The 14818-nt window shown below is 65.1% G+C and carries 18 protein-coding genes; 10 read left to right on the top strand and 8 right to left on the bottom strand.

The features are described from left to right. The 3 genes from ACFDSW_RS09585 to ACFDSW_RS09575 form a co-directional block, all read right to left on the bottom strand. The coding region (locus ACFDSW_RS09585) for a hypothetical protein (protein ID WP_375250064.1) at positions 1–214 on the bottom strand (214 nt) is incomplete at its 3' end. A gap of 77 nt (positions 215–291) precedes the next feature. Then, entirely contained in the window at positions 292–1095 is an 804-nt protein-coding gene (locus ACFDSW_RS09580; protein ID WP_375250063.1) for a molecular chaperone, read from the bottom strand. Between the two features lie 114 nt (positions 1096–1209). After that, positions 1210–1758: a spore coat protein U domain-containing protein gene (locus tag ACFDSW_RS09575; protein ID WP_375250062.1), complete on the bottom strand. Its 549-nt coding sequence runs from the start codon at positions 1756–1758 to the stop codon at positions 1210–1212. Between the two features lie 638 nt (positions 1759–2396). Here ACFDSW_RS09575 and ACFDSW_RS09570 point away from each other — a divergent pair. Next, a complete protein-coding gene (locus ACFDSW_RS09570) occupies positions 2397–3020 on the top strand; it encodes a tyrosine-type recombinase/integrase (RefSeq protein ID WP_375250061.1) in 624 nt (207 codons plus the stop codon). A 946-nt stretch (positions 3021–3966) separates the two neighbouring features. Here the strand turns inward: ACFDSW_RS09570 and ACFDSW_RS09565 are convergent. After that, positions 3967–4218: a DUF2171 domain-containing protein gene (locus ACFDSW_RS09565; protein WP_375250060.1), complete on the bottom strand. Its 252-nt coding sequence runs from the start codon at positions 4216–4218 to the stop codon at positions 3967–3969. 71 nt (positions 4219–4289) lie between these two features. Between ACFDSW_RS09565 and ACFDSW_RS09560 the strand changes: the two genes are divergently transcribed. Both ACFDSW_RS09560 and ACFDSW_RS09555 read left to right on the top strand, forming a co-directional pair. Continuing rightward, on the top strand, positions 4290–4505 hold the full coding sequence (locus ACFDSW_RS09560; RefSeq protein ID WP_375250059.1) for a hypothetical protein: 216 nt from the start codon (positions 4290–4292) through the stop codon (positions 4503–4505). A gap of 51 nt (positions 4506–4556) precedes the next feature. Further along, a complete protein-coding gene (locus tag ACFDSW_RS09555; protein WP_375250058.1) occupies positions 4557–5612 on the top strand; it encodes a ribonucleotide-diphosphate reductase subunit beta in 1056 nt (351 codons plus the stop codon). Between the two features lie 72 nt (positions 5613–5684). On the opposite strand, the gene ACFDSW_RS09550 is transcribed toward ACFDSW_RS09555, so the two are convergent. Beyond that, positions 5685–6059, bottom strand: coding sequence for a nuclear transport factor 2 family protein (locus ACFDSW_RS09550; RefSeq protein WP_375250057.1), 375 nt, complete (start codon positions 6057–6059; stop codon positions 5685–5687). Positions 6060–6151: 92 nt separating this feature from the next. Between ACFDSW_RS09550 and thpR the strand changes: the two genes are divergently transcribed. Next, on the top strand, positions 6152–6694 hold the full coding sequence (thpR, locus tag ACFDSW_RS09545; RefSeq protein ID WP_375250056.1) for an RNA 2',3'-cyclic phosphodiesterase: 543 nt from the start codon (positions 6152–6154) through the stop codon (positions 6692–6694). A gap of 72 nt (positions 6695–6766) precedes the next feature. Beyond that, a complete protein-coding gene (locus ACFDSW_RS09540) occupies positions 6767–7285 on the top strand; it encodes an MAPEG family protein (protein WP_375250055.1) in 519 nt (172 codons plus the stop codon). Here the strand turns inward: ACFDSW_RS09540 and ACFDSW_RS09535 are convergent. Both ACFDSW_RS09535 and ykgO read right to left on the bottom strand, forming a co-directional pair. Further along, positions 7237–7893 carry an HAD family hydrolase gene (locus ACFDSW_RS09535; protein WP_375250054.1) on the bottom strand — a complete coding sequence of 219 codons (657 nt, stop codon included), beginning with the start codon at positions 7891–7893 and terminating at the stop codon, positions 7237–7239. The two genes, ACFDSW_RS09540 and ACFDSW_RS09535, sit on opposite strands and share 49 nt — an antisense overlap. Positions 7894–7912: 19 nt before the next feature. Next, complete coding sequence (ykgO, locus tag ACFDSW_RS09530) at positions 7913–8038, bottom strand: type B 50S ribosomal protein L36 (protein WP_003046794.1); 126 nt, start codon at positions 8036–8038, stop codon at positions 7913–7915. 188 nt (positions 8039–8226) lie between these two features. Here ykgO and ACFDSW_RS09525 point away from each other — a divergent pair, with 188 nt between their 5' ends. The 5 genes from ACFDSW_RS09525 to ACFDSW_RS09505 all read left to right on the top strand — a co-directional run bounded on the left by ACFDSW_RS09525 (position 8227) and on the right by ACFDSW_RS09505 (position 13936). Continuing rightward, positions 8227–8820 (top strand): DUF4136 domain-containing protein, encoded by a 594-nt coding sequence (locus tag ACFDSW_RS09525; RefSeq protein ID WP_375250053.1) that lies wholly within the window; start codon positions 8227–8229, stop codon positions 8818–8820. After that, positions 8817–9941, top strand: coding sequence for a M14-type cytosolic carboxypeptidase (locus ACFDSW_RS09520; RefSeq protein ID WP_375250052.1), 1125 nt, complete (start codon positions 8817–8819; stop codon positions 9939–9941). The genes ACFDSW_RS09525 and ACFDSW_RS09520 overlap by 4 nt, the downstream gene beginning before the upstream one ends. A 198-nt stretch (positions 9942–10139) precedes the next feature. Further along, positions 10140–12827: an aconitate hydratase AcnA gene (gene acnA / locus ACFDSW_RS09515; protein ID WP_375250051.1), complete on the top strand. Its 2688-nt coding sequence runs from the start codon at positions 10140–10142 to the stop codon at positions 12825–12827. Between the two features lie 69 nt (positions 12828–12896). Further along, the gene (locus ACFDSW_RS09510; RefSeq protein WP_375250050.1) at positions 12897–13205 is read left to right on the top strand and encodes an alkylphosphonate utilization protein; all 309 of its coding nucleotides are present in this window, start codon (positions 12897–12899) and stop codon (positions 13203–13205) included. A gap of 182 nt (positions 13206–13387) precedes the next feature. Next, on the top strand, positions 13388–13936 hold the full coding sequence (locus tag ACFDSW_RS09505) for a hypothetical protein (RefSeq protein ID WP_375250049.1): 549 nt from the start codon (positions 13388–13390) through the stop codon (positions 13934–13936). A gap of 36 nt (positions 13937–13972) precedes the next feature. On the opposite strand, the gene ACFDSW_RS09500 is transcribed toward ACFDSW_RS09505, so the two are convergent. Then, a partial coding sequence (locus tag ACFDSW_RS09500) for an APC family permease (RefSeq protein WP_375250048.1) occupies positions 13973–14818 on the bottom strand: 846 nt, incomplete at its 5' end.

The following is a 14818-nucleotide window of genomic DNA, read 5'->3' as shown; positions in this document are numbered from 1 at the left end:
TGATGATCCCGGTATCCTCGCCATTGAGGTACACGCCCAGCCCCGCCCGGAATGCGCTCGGATCCTGTTGGACCGACTTGGGGCGACCGATCGGGCCCGGGTTGGCCGCCGCTGCCGCCGCCGCTGCCGCCGCGGCGGCAGCAAGCGCGGGCTGACTGCTTGTCAGCATGAAGCCGGCGACGAGGATCGGCGCCAGACCGCGAGCCCCGCGCACCGCCGCCCCCCGGTGCCGGACATACGCCGGGCGGCACGGACGTGAATCAGCCGTACAGAAAAGACGGGACGGTGACGTCATTTCGCTTCAACGGCGACCATCTGCTTGACGTCGATCGAACTACCGATGCCGGAAACGAGCTGCACCATGCCGCTATCCAGGCGCGTTTCGGGGCCGGCGGCTGCCTTCGGATCGGGCTTGCCGTCCTTGTCGACGACAGGCGCCGGCTTCACCTTGTCGGTGGGCGCCTCGAACTTCATCGTCTGGCCCGACAGGACATAACCATTAAGACCGCCGCCGAAGGACAATTCGCCCTGCGGCGTCACCAGCTTCATCCCCGCGAGCTTGGCGTGGCGCTGGCCGGCGTTGACCACCTGAAGGTACGATTTGCCACCCTCCGTCCATGCCTTGAACTGAAGATCGGGCCTGATGTCCTTGGCGGTGAAGAAGACCGGCATCGACGACCGCAGCACCATCCGCACGCCCTGCCCGGTCGCGCGGGGATCGATCGGCTTGGGCAATTCGTCGATGACGAGGCGATAAGCCTCTTCACCCACGACGGGGCGGTTCGCGACGCGGACAACGCGCAGGGTATAGGTGTCGCCACCCTTGATCGTGGTGACCGGCGGACTGACGATCACGTCGCGCGTGTCGGTCAGATCGTCCTTCCCGTCCACCTGTGACCATTTGAAGATGCGAACCTGCAGATCGACAGGCTCGCTCGCGGTATTGGTGAGGCTAATCGCGCCCGCCTTTTCGGGAGCGGAAAGATCGAGCCCGACGGGCGTCATTCTAAGCGAGGCGGCCTCTACCGCTGCGGCGTTCATCCATACCAAAGCGCTTGCCGTCGCGGCAAACAGCGCCATTCGCTGCCAGTGCATCAAGCCAATCCTTACGCGGAGCCGCGGAGCCGCCAGAAAGTGGTTGGCGGCAAAAAGGGGGCGCAGCGCGCGCTCGTGCCGGTGGCACTCGGCGCGCGCGCCCCCTAGACGCAATTACCAGGTGAGCGAGATCTGCACCGCGTCGACGTAGGCGCCTTCCGCCCCGGTCGGGACACCGCCCGGAACGCTGCCGTAGATCTTCACTGTGCGGGCCTCGCCAGCGGTGAAGGCAGTGCTCTGCGCCACCGCCGTGTTGACGGCATAGTCGGTGGCGCCCGCGGTGCTGCCCAGTGCATAGGCCAGCGTGCCGGTGCCCGACACCTGCTTCAGGTTGCGCTGCGAACCCGTTGCATTCTGACCACCGTCGAAGGCCAGGCTGGGGGTCTGGGTGCCCGAGCAGGTGATCACCAGGCTGGAGCCCGTGTCCTGCCCCGTCACCGTGGTCGGCCCGCTGCTGGTGCCCGGCGCGTATGAGCCGAAATCGATCAACGCATTCGCGCCGCTGCCGGCGCCGATGCCACCGTTACCGTTGATGTCGCAACCCGTCGTCACCTTCAGCTTGACGTCGAGCGTGCCGGGGCTCGCCGAACCCGCCGCAAAGGCCGGAGCCGACGCGACAATCGCTACGCCGGCCACCAGGCCAGCGACGAACTTCTTCATCATGTGTGAATTCCCTTTAAAGGACCGCAGCCCTTGCCTGGACAATTGGACGGATCGTTCCGCGACACCCCCATCCGGCCGCCCACCGGATGCCACGCGTACAAGCCAGCCTGAGCGCCGGCGTGTTCGAAGACGGTGGCGCCCAAAAGGCGACGCACCCATGAAAAGGAAAAGGCAACGGCGCACCGGCGGCATCGCCCGGCCAAATGACCAGTGACGACGCCGCCCGCCGACGAAACCCATGGCCCGGGCCCGGCAATCCGCACCCAGACACCAAGGCCCCGCTGGCACTGCCACGCTCCGCGAGATCGGGATTGGCAAAACGCGAAACGAAGCAGGGTCCTTCGCGCGTCGCAGCATGGCGACGCGATTCTGAAAACGCCCGAACCAGGCCGGGCGAACGGCGGACATAGGCCGAGCGCTGGAATGACGAGACGCGTGGCAAACGGCGCGCGATGTCGAGAGCCCGATCATCGTCCCCGCTGTCCATGTTTGCCGCTCTCATTCACGCATCCCCCAACCCACGTCCGCCGCGAGTCGTGTTACCGAATATCGAATTGTGCAACGCCCAGGATCACCGCCATATCAAATATTCACAATAGTATATTCGTAGGTCATAACAGCAAAGGGGTAATCACATCATGTTAGATCTCATCATCAGTCGGGACGGACAGAGAAAGTATCTAAGCTCATCTGAGGTAAGACACTTCATTTCTGTCGCATCCGAGTTTGAACCTGACACATTGACATTGTGCTGGACGTTATCTGCTACGGGATGCCGCATATCCGAGGCTCTGTCGCTCACCCCCAGAAGCATCGATCGAACAGAGCGAATGATTACTATAGAATCGCTCAAGAAGCGGCGCCGTGGTGTCTACCGATCGGTTCCCGTTCCGGCCGAATTAATAGATCTTCTTGTTGAGGTGCATCATCTCAACAGACCAATACGGCAGAGCGAGGCGGCAGCATTGCTATGGCCGATCTCGCGAATGACCGCTTATCGACGGGTGCGACGGGTCATGGACCGTGCAGGATTGTCGGGCCTGCATGCCATGCCGAAAGGGTTGCGCCATGGTTTTGGGGTCGCCGCGATCCAGACGCAGGTGCCACTAAATCTTGTCCAGCGCTGGTTGGGGCATGCCGATATGCGGACCACCGCCATCTACGCCGCTGCGACCGGCCCTGAAGAGCGCTCCATTGCGCTGCGGATGTGGCGCAAGACCATGCCGACCCCGCCAGACGCGCCGTCACGCGCGGGCGACTAAGCGAACCCAGGAGGCCCGCTCTGCGCGACACTAACGGCTTTTAACAAAATTTCTGCTAGGCTTGTTGCCTCGCGTTACACAATTCGATATTCTGTAACACGACAATAAGCAGAATTTGCCTTTGATTTCAAATGGCTAACACATTTTCCAAGTATTGACGCCAAATACTTCCGTTCCGAAGCGCGACTCTTGTCACATCCCCGGTCGCGTTGGCGCCGGGGTTTGCGCCCGGCGCGGGCGAAGGTCGCTTACGTCTATTAAAAAATGGTTAACCATGCCAGAGCGTGCGACCGCAAGTGTCTCACTTTGTGTGACGCGATCAGGCCGCGCGCGGCGGCGAAGGCCGGGCGACAGAATGATGGGGATCGCTCCCCTGGCAGCGCCTCAGACAGCGGGAGAAGCAGGGCGCTCCGACACGCCCCCACTACCAGATGTTGCGGTAGCGAACCGACTCGCCCACCCAGATATCGCTTTTATCGCTTCCCCCGGACGGCTCGCTTTAGTAGGATCGCGCGGAGCCGAACGACGGCTGGGCATGTCACGCGAGCGGGGGACTGTAGCGAATGCGGTGGAACGCCAGGCCCGACCGAATCACCGGCACGAAACGGTTAAGACCCAAACGGCGACGCTGAAGCGAAGGCGCAGGAAAGCAGCCGCTTCGCGCCGTCCGCGTGACGATCTGCCTGCCGCCAATGCCCCGATGACCGATCGCGTTGCTGCGATGCCGATGAGACGCCGAGCCACTATGCCCCAGCCCATCCCCCGATCGCTTCGTTCAGCAGCCGCCGGCCCGCCGGCGCGGCGCGATCATGCGTGCGGCCGGGCGCTGGTGCTGGCGCACCGCCAACACGGAACAGGGTGCCGTGGCTTGCGCCGCGACACCCTGTGTCGGCCCATATGGGGCCATGGGGTCATCCCCGCGCGCATGGCGCGGGGCGGTGACGGATCACTCCGCCTCTTCGAACATGTCCTGCGCATTCTGCGCGGTCGCGGACAGGCGCACGGTATCGCCCTCCACTTCGGCGACCAGCCCGAGCGGCAGGTAATGATGCTTCGCGCCCTGCCCGTCCTGCGTGGACGGCGAATCGTTCTTGGTCAGCTTGATTCGGTCGCCGTCGACATGGTCAACGGTGCCGACATGGACGCCGTCCGCGCCAATCACCGTGGCATGTTCCTTGATCTGGCTGGCATCGGCCATCGTCGTTCTCCTCTGGTTGGCCCTGTCGAAACAGGTTCGGGGGCGCAACGCACGGCGCCGGAGTTGGTCGCATGACGCTGGCGACACTGCCACCGCAATCCGCGATCATGTTCATGGTCGCGCTGGTGCTCGGGCTCACCGGTCTGTGGCTACTGCTGCAATTGCGCCGGCCGCAGAGCGAGGGGCGCGTCTATGCCTTTCGCATGGTCGGCATCATGACGCTCGCGGGCGGCATGGTGCTGGCGATGAGCGCGTCGGCCATGTGGCAATGGAGCGCCACGCCATGATCGATCATTTCCGATCCCCCTTCGAAATTTATGGTTCCGCGGAGTAAAGTCATGTCCCTCCTTCACGCATCGAAGCAGTACAAGCCGTTCGAATATCCCTGGGCGTTCGAATATTGGAAGCGCCAGCAACAGCTCCACTGGCTGCCCGAAGAGGTGCCGCTGGGCGAGGATTGTCGCGACTGGGCGCAAAAGCTGACCGATCATGAGCGCAATCTGCTGACGCAGATCTTCCGCTTCTTCACGCAAGCCGATGTCGAGGTGCAGGATTGCTACCACGAGAAATACGGCCGCGTGTTCAAGCCGACCGAGATCAAGATGATGCTGACCGCGTTCAGCAACATGGAGACGGTCCACATCGCCGCCTACAGCCACCTGCTCGACACGATCGGCATGCCCGAGAGCGAATATGGCGCCTTCCTCGAATATGCCGAGATGAAGGAAAAGCATGATTACATGCAGAACTTCGGCGTCGACAGCGACGAGGATATCGCCCGCACGCTCGCCATGTTCGGCGGCTTCACCGAAGGCGTGCAGCTGTTCGCCAGCTTCGCGATGCTGATGAACTTCCCGCGCTTCAACAAGATGAAGGGCATGGGGCAGATCGTCAGCTGGTCGGTGCGGGACGAAAGCCTGCATTGCGAGGGGATCATCCGCCTGTTCCACACCTTCGTGAAGGAACGCGACTGCCTGACCAAGGCGGTGAGAGACGATATTGCCGACCAGTGCCAGACGACCATCCGCCTGGAAGATGCGTTCATCGACCTGGCCTTCGAAATGGGCCCGGTCAGCGGCATGACCGCGAAGGATATCAAGAAGTATATTCGGTACATCGCCGATTGGCGGATGGGGCAATTGGGCATGAAGCCGATCTATATGATCGACGAGCATCCCATCCCCTGGTTGACGCCGCTGCTCAATGGCGTCGAGCATGCCAATTTCTTTGAAACGCGCGCGACCGAATATTCGAAGGCGGCGACACGCGGGCAATGGAACGACGTGTGGGATGCGTTCGACAAACGTCAGAAGGCGAAGGGCGTGAAGGCCGCGAACGAGGAAAGTGGCGACACCGGCGACATGTTCAGCAGCGCCGGGGTGGCGGCGGAATAACGCTTGGGGGGTGCGGGATGGTCAGTGCGACGCGGCACCGACCATCCCGATCGCGCAGATCGCGCGCGCTGCCTATTCCTTCTGCGCCTCAGCGACCAGTGGCGGCGTCTGCTGATGCTGGACGACACGCCACTCGTCATGCGCCACCCTTCGGTAGGTCGAGGTGCAGTGCGCGACATAGTCGTTACCCTCGCCGTCGCGTCGCGCCGTGGCGGTATAGCCGACGACGATCAGCCCCTCCTGCGGTCGCACGATATGGCGATCGTCCAACGACACCGAGCGCCATCGCGGCGTATCGCTGACCGCCTTCACGGCCGCCTCGGCCTGCAAGATGAACGGTGGCATCGGCACCACCATCAGGCACGATTCGTCGATCGACTCGCGGTAGTGCGCGGCATCGCCGGTCCACAGGCTTTCCTCGAACGTCCAGACGCGATCGTCTTCCATGCCAGCTCCTATTGTCGTGAGCGGGCAGAGCGGTCGGCGGGGGGTGGCGGTTCCGTCTGCCGTGCGATCGACGGATCGGTTATGTCGCGGCGATGCACCGCCTGTTCGTCGCCCTGCGCCCGCCCCCGCCGATCCGCGCCGCCCTGTTGTCGGTGATGGATGGCGTGGCGGGCGCCCGCTGGCAGGATGACGAGCAACTCCACGTCACGGTGCGCTTTCTGGGAGAGGTCGATCGGCACCAGGCGGACGATGTCGCGGCGGCGCTCGCGGCGGTCAGGGCCACGCCGCCAGCGGTGCGGATCGACGGTGTCGGCACGTTCGATACGCGCGGGCACGTCGACACGTTATGGGCGCGGATCACGCCGGCGGAGCCGCTGGCGGCGCTGCACCGCAAGGTCAATCAGGCACTGGCGCGCGCCGGCATCGCGCCCGACCCGCGCCGATACCTGCCGCACGTCACGCTGGCGCGATTTGGACGCCGCGCATCGACCGAAGGGCTGCCGCAATGGATCGATCGCCATGCCGCGCTGGCGACACGGCAATTCACGATGGACCACGTCCTCCTGTTCGAAAGCCGCTTGGACCCGGAGGGCGCCCGTTACGAGGCGGTGGCGCGGTGGCGGCTGGCGGGATAGGCCAGCCATCGAAAGGGGACCCCGGCTACGGGTGCTGTACCGGCGCCTGGACTCGCGTCATAATACGCGGCGATGACGACCGCCCCGTTTCACCGCGAACAGCGTCGCGTGGCGGCCGCGATGGGAGCGGCGCTGCTGACCGCCATGGCATTGCTGTCGCTCGCCTTTGCCTGCGCCGGCGCGGAACAGCCGTTCATCGATCGGCTACAGACCACCTTGCGCGCCGACCTGTTCGTGCTGCTGTGCCTCGCCGTCGCGATCGGGGATGTCGCCCGTCGGCGCTTCCTTTCGCCGCAGGACCTGGCAGGGGCAGCGACGACCGAGGCTTCGCCCGACGTCGCGGCAGCGCGCGCCATCCTGCAGAACACGCTGGAACAAAGCGTGCTGGCGATCGGTGCGCATCTGGCGCTGACCGCGGCCTTTGGCGGTTCGCGGCTGCCGGTGGCGGTACTGGTCGGTCTTTTCGTCGCCGGGCGGGTTCTATTCCATGCCGGCTATCGCCATGGCGCATCGGCGCGCGCCTTCGGCTTTGCGCTGACCTTCTATCCCAGCGTGCTGGCGCTCGCCGCGGCATTGTGGCTGACGCTGTGACGTAGCAGACCCAGCGCCGCCAGTTCCGCGCGCAAGGTGGCCGCATCGCGGAACAGGTGCGCACGGATCCCCACCGCCTCCGCCCCGGCGACGTTGGCGGCATTGTCGTCGATGAAGATCGTCTCGTCGGCCCGAACGCCGAATCGCGCCAGCGCCAGATGGAAGATCGCGGCATCCGGCTTGATCAGCTTCTCATCGCCTGACACGACGATATCGCGGAAACGGTCGAACAGCGCCGCCTCGCGTTCGCGGAACGGCGCGAAGAATTCGCCCGAGAAGTTCGTGATCGCGAACAGCGGCACGCCCGCGCCATCCAGCTCGGCGATCAGATCGGGCATGCCCGCGATCGGCCCCGGTATCTGGTCCGAAAAGCGCGGTCCCCACAAAGCGATCATCGCCGCATGCTCGGGATGGCGCGCGATCAGTTCCGCCGACGTCTCCGCGAAGGGACGACCGGCGTCATGCTGAAAATGCCATTCCTTCGTCGCCACCGACGTCAGGAACAGGTCGAGCGCCCGTTCGTCGTCGAACAGGCGCTCGTACAAGACGCGCGGATTCCAGTCGTACAGCACATGGCCGACGTCGAAGATGACCGACGTCAGTGCCACGTCCTGCGCGACCGCCGAATCAGCCCTGGCGGGCCTTGAAGCGGCGGTTGGTCTTGTTGATGACGTAGGTGCGGCCGCGACGGCGGATCACGCGGTTGTCGCGATGCCGGTCCTTGAGCGACTTGAGGCTGTTGCGGATCTTCATGGGATGGCGCTTCTTCGGATGAAATCTGGAAAGCGCGCCGCCTAGTGGCACGGGTCAGCAAAGTCAACCGGCGGCGGCCGGTTCGCGGTGATCGGCAGGGCTCGCGGGCGGGGCTGGCGGGCGGGGGAGCTTGCGGGCCGCTGCGGCGTTGCTATGTCGCGATGTATCACATCGGGGGAAGCTGTCGTATGCGTAATGTCCTCTTGGTCGCGGCCACCCTGTTGGCCGGCTGCGCCACCGGCCCACAGGTATTTCCGGTCGAGGCGACTCGCTTCCATTACGACGCGGTCGCGCGGCGCGGCACGATCACGGTCGAGCCGCTGCAAGGCCCCTCCTCCGCCAGCATCGAATACAAGACCTATGCCGCCGCCGTGCAGGCGGAGCTGCTGCGCAACGGCTTCACCAACCCCGCACCCGGCGCAAAGGCGGATTATATCGCCACCGTCGGCTTCACCCGAGCCGATCGCGCGCTGCCCCCGCGCAGCTCGCCCCTGACCATCGGCATCGGCGGCGGCAGCTATTCGGGGGGCTGGCGTGGCGGCGGCGGTATCGGCGGCGGGGTCAATTTCCCGGTCGGCAACACGCGGTCGCGCTGGGGCGTGATCACCGAACTGTCGGTACGCATCCGCCAGGGCGGAGACGCGATCTGGGAAGGCCAGGCGCAATCGCTGACCGATACCACCGCGCCTGACGCCGATGCCGCATCGGTGGCCAACCGCCTGGCGCAGGCCCTGTTCAAGGATTTCCCCGGCGAGTCCGGCCGTACTATCGAGGTGAAATGACGCTTGCCATCAACGCTGCCTTCGATGGCGGCAACATCCACGTGGTCGCGATCGACGACGACGGTGATTCGGTCCGCTGCGATCTGCAGATCGTGCGCGATCACCAGTCCGACTTCTTTCAGTGGTTCTATTTCCGCGCCGCCGGGCTGACGGCGGGGCGGCGCGTCACCTTCCGGCTGCTGAATGCCGGCGACAGCGCCTATCCGTTCGGCTGGCCGGGCTATCGCGCACGCGCATCGACCGACCTCGAGACGTGGCGGATGATCGACACGCGATATGAGCGGGGGGTGCTGGAATTCGACTGGTCCGGTGACGGCCCGGTCGCCTGGTTCGCCTATTTCGCGCCGTATACGATGGAGATGCATGCTCGCCTGATCGCCCGCATCGCCGCGCGGCCGGGGGTGGCGCACCGCGAATTGGGGCAGACGCTCGACGGACAGGCGATCGACTATTTCCGTGTCGGAGATGGGGAAAAGCAGGTGTGGCTGTATGCGCGCCAGCATCCCGGCGAATCGATGGCGGAATGGTGGATGGACGGCGCGCTCGACTGGCTGACCAGCCCGGCCGCCGCGCCGCTGCTCGCCGCCGCGACGGTGCACGTCGTCCCCAACATGAACCCCGACGGCACCCGCCGCGGCCATCTTCGCACCAATGCCGCGGGCGTGAACCTCAACCGCGAGTGGCACGCGCCCAGCGCCGAGCGATCGCCGGAGGTGCTGTACGTGCTCCGCGAGATGGATCGCACCGGCGTCGATTTCGCGCTCGACGTACATGGCGACGAGGCGATCGCGGCGAATTTCATCGCTGGTTTCGAAGGAATCCCGTCACTGACCGAGGAGCAGGGGCGCAGGTTCATCGAGTTCGGCCGGCGGCTCGCGTCGCACACCCCCGATTTCCAAACCGAGAAGGGCTATGACCGCTCGGCGCCCGGCAAGGCGAACCTGTCGATGTCCACCAACCAGCTTGCCGAACGGTTCGGGGCGGTGTCGGTAACGCTGGAAATGCCGTTCAAGGATCATGATCCGAACCCCGATGCGGTGGAGGGCTGGAGCCCGGCGCGGTCAAAGGCGCTGGGCGTGGCGTGCCTCGAAGTGCTGACGGGGATGGTCGCGGAGCTGTAGGGCGGGCTTCCCTCATATCGGGCGGTGCGGGTCGGGTGGTGGCCCGGACCCGTGGGACAGGTCGATCCACCTCCCCCTTCCCCCCCGCGCGCGCCACTGCTATCGCGCGGCGAAATCGGACATTCGCTCCCGCGCGCGCTCGTGCGGCATCCGCCGCCTCCCCGAGCGCGCCCGGCCCTTGAGGAAGGACCATTGCCCATGACGGCCATCGGCCAGGATACCCTGAACGCGCGCACCACTCTGTCGGCGGGTGGCAAGTCCTACGATTATTTCGCGCTGAAGGCGGCCGAGCAGAAGTATGGCGACATCAGCCGCCTGCCCTTCTCGATGAAGGTGCTGCTGGAAAACATGCTCCGGTTCGAGGACGGCGTCACCGTCACCGGCGACGATATCCAGGCGATCGTCGACTGGCAGCAGGAGCGCCGCTCCGATCGCGAGATCCAGTACCGCCCCGCGCGCGTTCTGATGCAGGATTTCACCGGCGTGCCGTGCGTGGTCGATCTTGCCGCGATGCGCGACGCGATCACCAAACTGGGCGGCGACCCGGCGAAGATCAATCCGCAGGTGCCGGTCCACCTCGTCATCGATCACTCGGTGATGGTCGACGAATTCGGCACGCCCAAGGCATTCGAAGATAACGTCGATCTGGAATATGCCCGCAATGCGGAGCGCTACGAGTTCCTGAAATGGGGCAGCAAGGCGCTCGACAATTTCAAGGTGGTGCCGCCCGGCACCGGCATCTGCCACCAGGTGAACCTCGAATATATCGGCCACGCCGTATGGGCGTCGCAGGAAACCGGCGATCATGCCACATCCGGTGCGACGATCGCCTATCCCGATACGCTGGTCGGCACCGACAGCCACACGACGATGATCAACGGCCTGGGCGTGCTCGGCTGGGGCGTTGGCGGGATCGAGGCGGAGGCGGCAATGCTCGGCCAGCCGGTCTCGATGCTGATCCCCGAGGTGGTCGGCTTCAAGCTGACCGGCGCGCTGCGCGAGGGCATCACCGCGACCGATCTGGTGCTGACCGTCACCCAGATGCTGCGCGCCAAGGGCGTCGTGGGCCGCTTCGTGGAATTCTACGGCCCGGGCCTCGACCAGATGACGCTGGCCGATCGCGCGACGATCGCCAACATGGCGCCCGAATATGGCGCGACCTGCGGCTTCTTCCCGGTCGACGACAAGACGCTGGACTATATGCGGCTGACGGGTCGCCCGGACGAAGTGATCGCCCTGACCGAGGCCTATGCGAAGGCGCAGGGCATGTGGCGCCATGCCGACAGCCCCGATCCCGTCTTCACCGACACGCTGGAGCTGGACATGTCGACGGTGGTGCCGTCGCTCGCCGGTCCGAAGCGGCCGCAGGACAAGGTCGCGCTCGACCAGGTCGACGACGTGTTCAACGCCGATCTGGCGAAGGTCTACAAGAAGGACGCGCCAGCGCGCGTGCCGGTGGACGAGCGTGGGCATGACATCGGCGACGGCGACGTCGTCATCGCGGCGATCACCAGCTGCACCAACACCTCGAATCCGTCGGTGCTGGTCGCCGCCGGGTTGGTCGCCCGCAAGGCGCGCGAAAAGGGCCTGCAGCCCAAGCCGTGGGTGAAGACCTCGCTCGCGCCGGGATCACAGGTCGTCACCGACTATCTGGAAAAGGCCGGGTTGCAGGACGATCTGGACGCGATGGGGTTCAACCTCGTCGGCTATGGCTGCACCACCTGCATCGGCAATTCGGGTCCGCTCGCCGCGCCGATCTCGGCCGCGATCAACGGGAACGACATCGTCGCCGCCTCGGTGCTGTCGGGCAACCGCAATTTCGAGGGCCGCGTCTCGCCGGATGTACGGGCGAACTTCCTCGCCTCGCCGCCGCTGGTGGTCGCCTATGCGCTGAAGGGCACCGTCACCACCGACATGAACGCGACGCCGATCGGCCAGGGTTCGGATGGCGGCGACGTGTTCCTGAAGGACATCTGGCCGACCAACCAGGAAGTGTCGGATCTGATGACCGCCAACATCGACGACACGATGTTCCGCAACCGCTACGGCAACGTCTATGCCGGTGATAACCGGTGGCAGGCGATCGACGTCACCGGCTCTGACACCTATGCGTGGCGTGCCGGATCCACCTATATCGCCAACCCACCGTATTTCGAGGGCATGGGCATGACCCCGGCCCCGGTGACCGACATCATCGAGGCGAAGCCGCTGGCGATCCTGGGCGATTCGATCACCACCGACCACATTTCTCCGGCCGGTTCGATCAAGGCGGACAGCCCGGCGGGCACCTGGTTGCAGGAGCATCAGGTGTCGAGGCAGGACTTCAACAGCTATGGCGCGCGCCGTGGCAACCATGAAGTGTTGATGCGCGGCACCTTCGCCAACATCCGCATCAAGAACGAAATGGTCCCCGGCATCGAGGGCGGCATGAGCCGCTACGAGGGCGAGGTCATGCCGATCTACGACGCCGCGATGCGTCACAAGGCGGACGGCACCCCGCTCGTCATCATCGCGGGCAAGGAATATGGCACCGGCTCGTCGCGCGACTGGGCGGCGAAGGGCACCAACCTGCTTGGCGTGCGCGCCGTGATCACCGAAAGCTTCGAGCGTATCCACCGCTCGAACCTGGTCGGCATGGGCGTGCTGCCGCTCCAGTTCGCGGACGGAGTGACCCGCGAGACGCTGAAGCTGACCGGCGACGAAACCTTCACCATCCATGGCGTCGCCTCGCTGCGTCCGCGTCAGGATGTCGAGGTGACGCTGGCGCGCCCCGACGGCTCGACCGAGACGTTCATGACGCGCTGCCGGATCGATACCGTCAACGAGCTTGAATATTTCCTCAACGGCGGCATCCTTCACTACGTGCTGCGCAAGCTGGCCGCATAACCAATTCAATCTTAAAGGTTTTTACGAAAGGAGGGCCGTCGCGCCCTCCTTTTTCTTTCGGGGGGAAGAATGATGGACGACGATTATATCTACGATGAAGCGAGCGGCGAATGGCGCCCGGCGAGCGAGGTCGGCACCGCCGGTTCTGCGGCCACGGCGGATGGCGTCGAGGTGCGCGACGCGGTCGGCAACGTGCTGGCGGATGGCGATGCCGTGACGCTGATCAAGGATCTGAAGGTGAAGGGCACCAGTCAGACGCTGAAGCGCGGTACGCTGGTGAAATCGATCCGGCTGACCGGCGATCCGCAGGAGATCGACTGCCGGTTCGACGGCATCAAGGGCCTCGTCCTGCGCGCGGAGTTCGTGAAGAAGCGGTGATCGCAGCGTGAAGGGCGCGGGAGAGCGCGAGTCCCATCGCCGGACTCGGCGCGTCGACAATCCCTCGCCTTCACGCGCCCATGCGGCTACGTCGGCAGGCTGGGAGAAAGGGATTGAAAAAACCGCAGACTGTCGCCCGGCTCAACGAGCTCAGCCGGGTTCAGCTTTCCAAAAGCTTTTATATGCGTGATTTCCTTTATTCGGAAATTGCCGCGCTGCACGGTCTGCCCAACATTCCCGACGATCCCGACCTTGCCATCGCCGCCGGCGCTCGGCTGTGCCAGGACCTGCTGGAGCCGTTGCAGGACGCGTTCGGGCGGCTGTTCATCCGCTCGGGTCTGCGTTCCGCCGAGGTGAATGCGATGGGGGCGGCCAAGGGCTATGGCTGCGCATCGAACGAGCGCAGCCTTGCGGGGCATATCTGGGACAAGCGCGATGCCGCCGGGCAGATGGGCGCGACCGCGGGTATCGTCGTTCCCAGCTTCGCCGACGCCTTCACTGCGCCCGACGACTGGAAACGGCTGGCGTGGTGGATCCATGACCATCTGCCATATTCGTCGGTCGAGTTCTTCCCCGAACAATGGGCCTTCAATCTGCAGTGGCACGAAAAGCCGCTGCGGATGATCTATAGCCACATCCCCGAAGCGCGCGGCTATCTGACCAAGCCGGGGATGGACGGCCATGACGCCGACCATCGCGACCTGTGGGACGGGATCGCGCCCCACCCGTAGCGCATACCGGCGAACGCCGCGCCCCGAAGCCGGGTGTTACTCAGCCAGTGCGGCCCCCGCGCGACGACGCCCCCACAGGAAATAGACCGCCAGTCCGGCAACATTCCACAGTGCGAAATAGGCCTGCGTCTTCGAGGGCAGGCTGGCGAACAGGTACAGACATCCCGCCACGCCGATCGTGCCGACCAGCGGCGCCAGCGGAACGCGGAAGGTGCGGGGCCGATCCGGCGCACGGCGGCGCATCACCAGCATCGCGACACAGACGGCGATGAACGCCGCCAGCGTGCCCGCATTGGCGAGCGCGGCGATCGCGTCGATCGGCATCACCCCGGCGATGATCGCGACGAGCACCGCGGTAAGGATCGTGATCCGCACCGGGGTGCCACGCCGCGACACCTTCGCCAGCGATGCTGGCAACAGCCCGTCGCGCGCCATCACGAAGAAGATGCGGCTCTGCCCGAACAGAAAGCCCAGCAGCACGGTCGGCAGCGCGATCACCGCGCTGGCGGCCAGAAAGGTGGCGAAGCCCGGCCGTCCGATTTCCCGCAGGATCAGCGCCAGCGGCTCCGGGCTGTCGGCGAACGCGGTGAAGCGCAGCGCACCGACCGCCGCCACCGCGACACCCATGTAGATCAGCACGCACGCCACCATCGATCCGATGATGCCGATCGCCAGATCGCGCCCCGGATTCTTGGTTTCCTCCGCGGCGGTGGAGATCGCATCGAAGCCATAGAAGGCGAAGAAAATGATCGCCGCCGCCGCCATCACCCCGCGCTCCGTGCCATCGGGAGACAAGGATTTGCCGAAGCCGAACGGCATGAACGGGTGCAGATGGGCGCCGTCGAAATACGGCAGCGCGACCGCGACGAACACCGCCAGCGC

Origin of the sequence: Sphingomonas sp. (assembly GCF_042091075.1) — a bacterium.
In the GTDB taxonomy this organism is placed as follows: domain Bacteria; phylum Pseudomonadota; class Alphaproteobacteria; order Sphingomonadales; family Sphingomonadaceae; genus Sphingomonas.
Note: the sequence above shows the minus strand (reverse complement) of the source record. Positions and strands in the feature narration are given on the sequence as shown.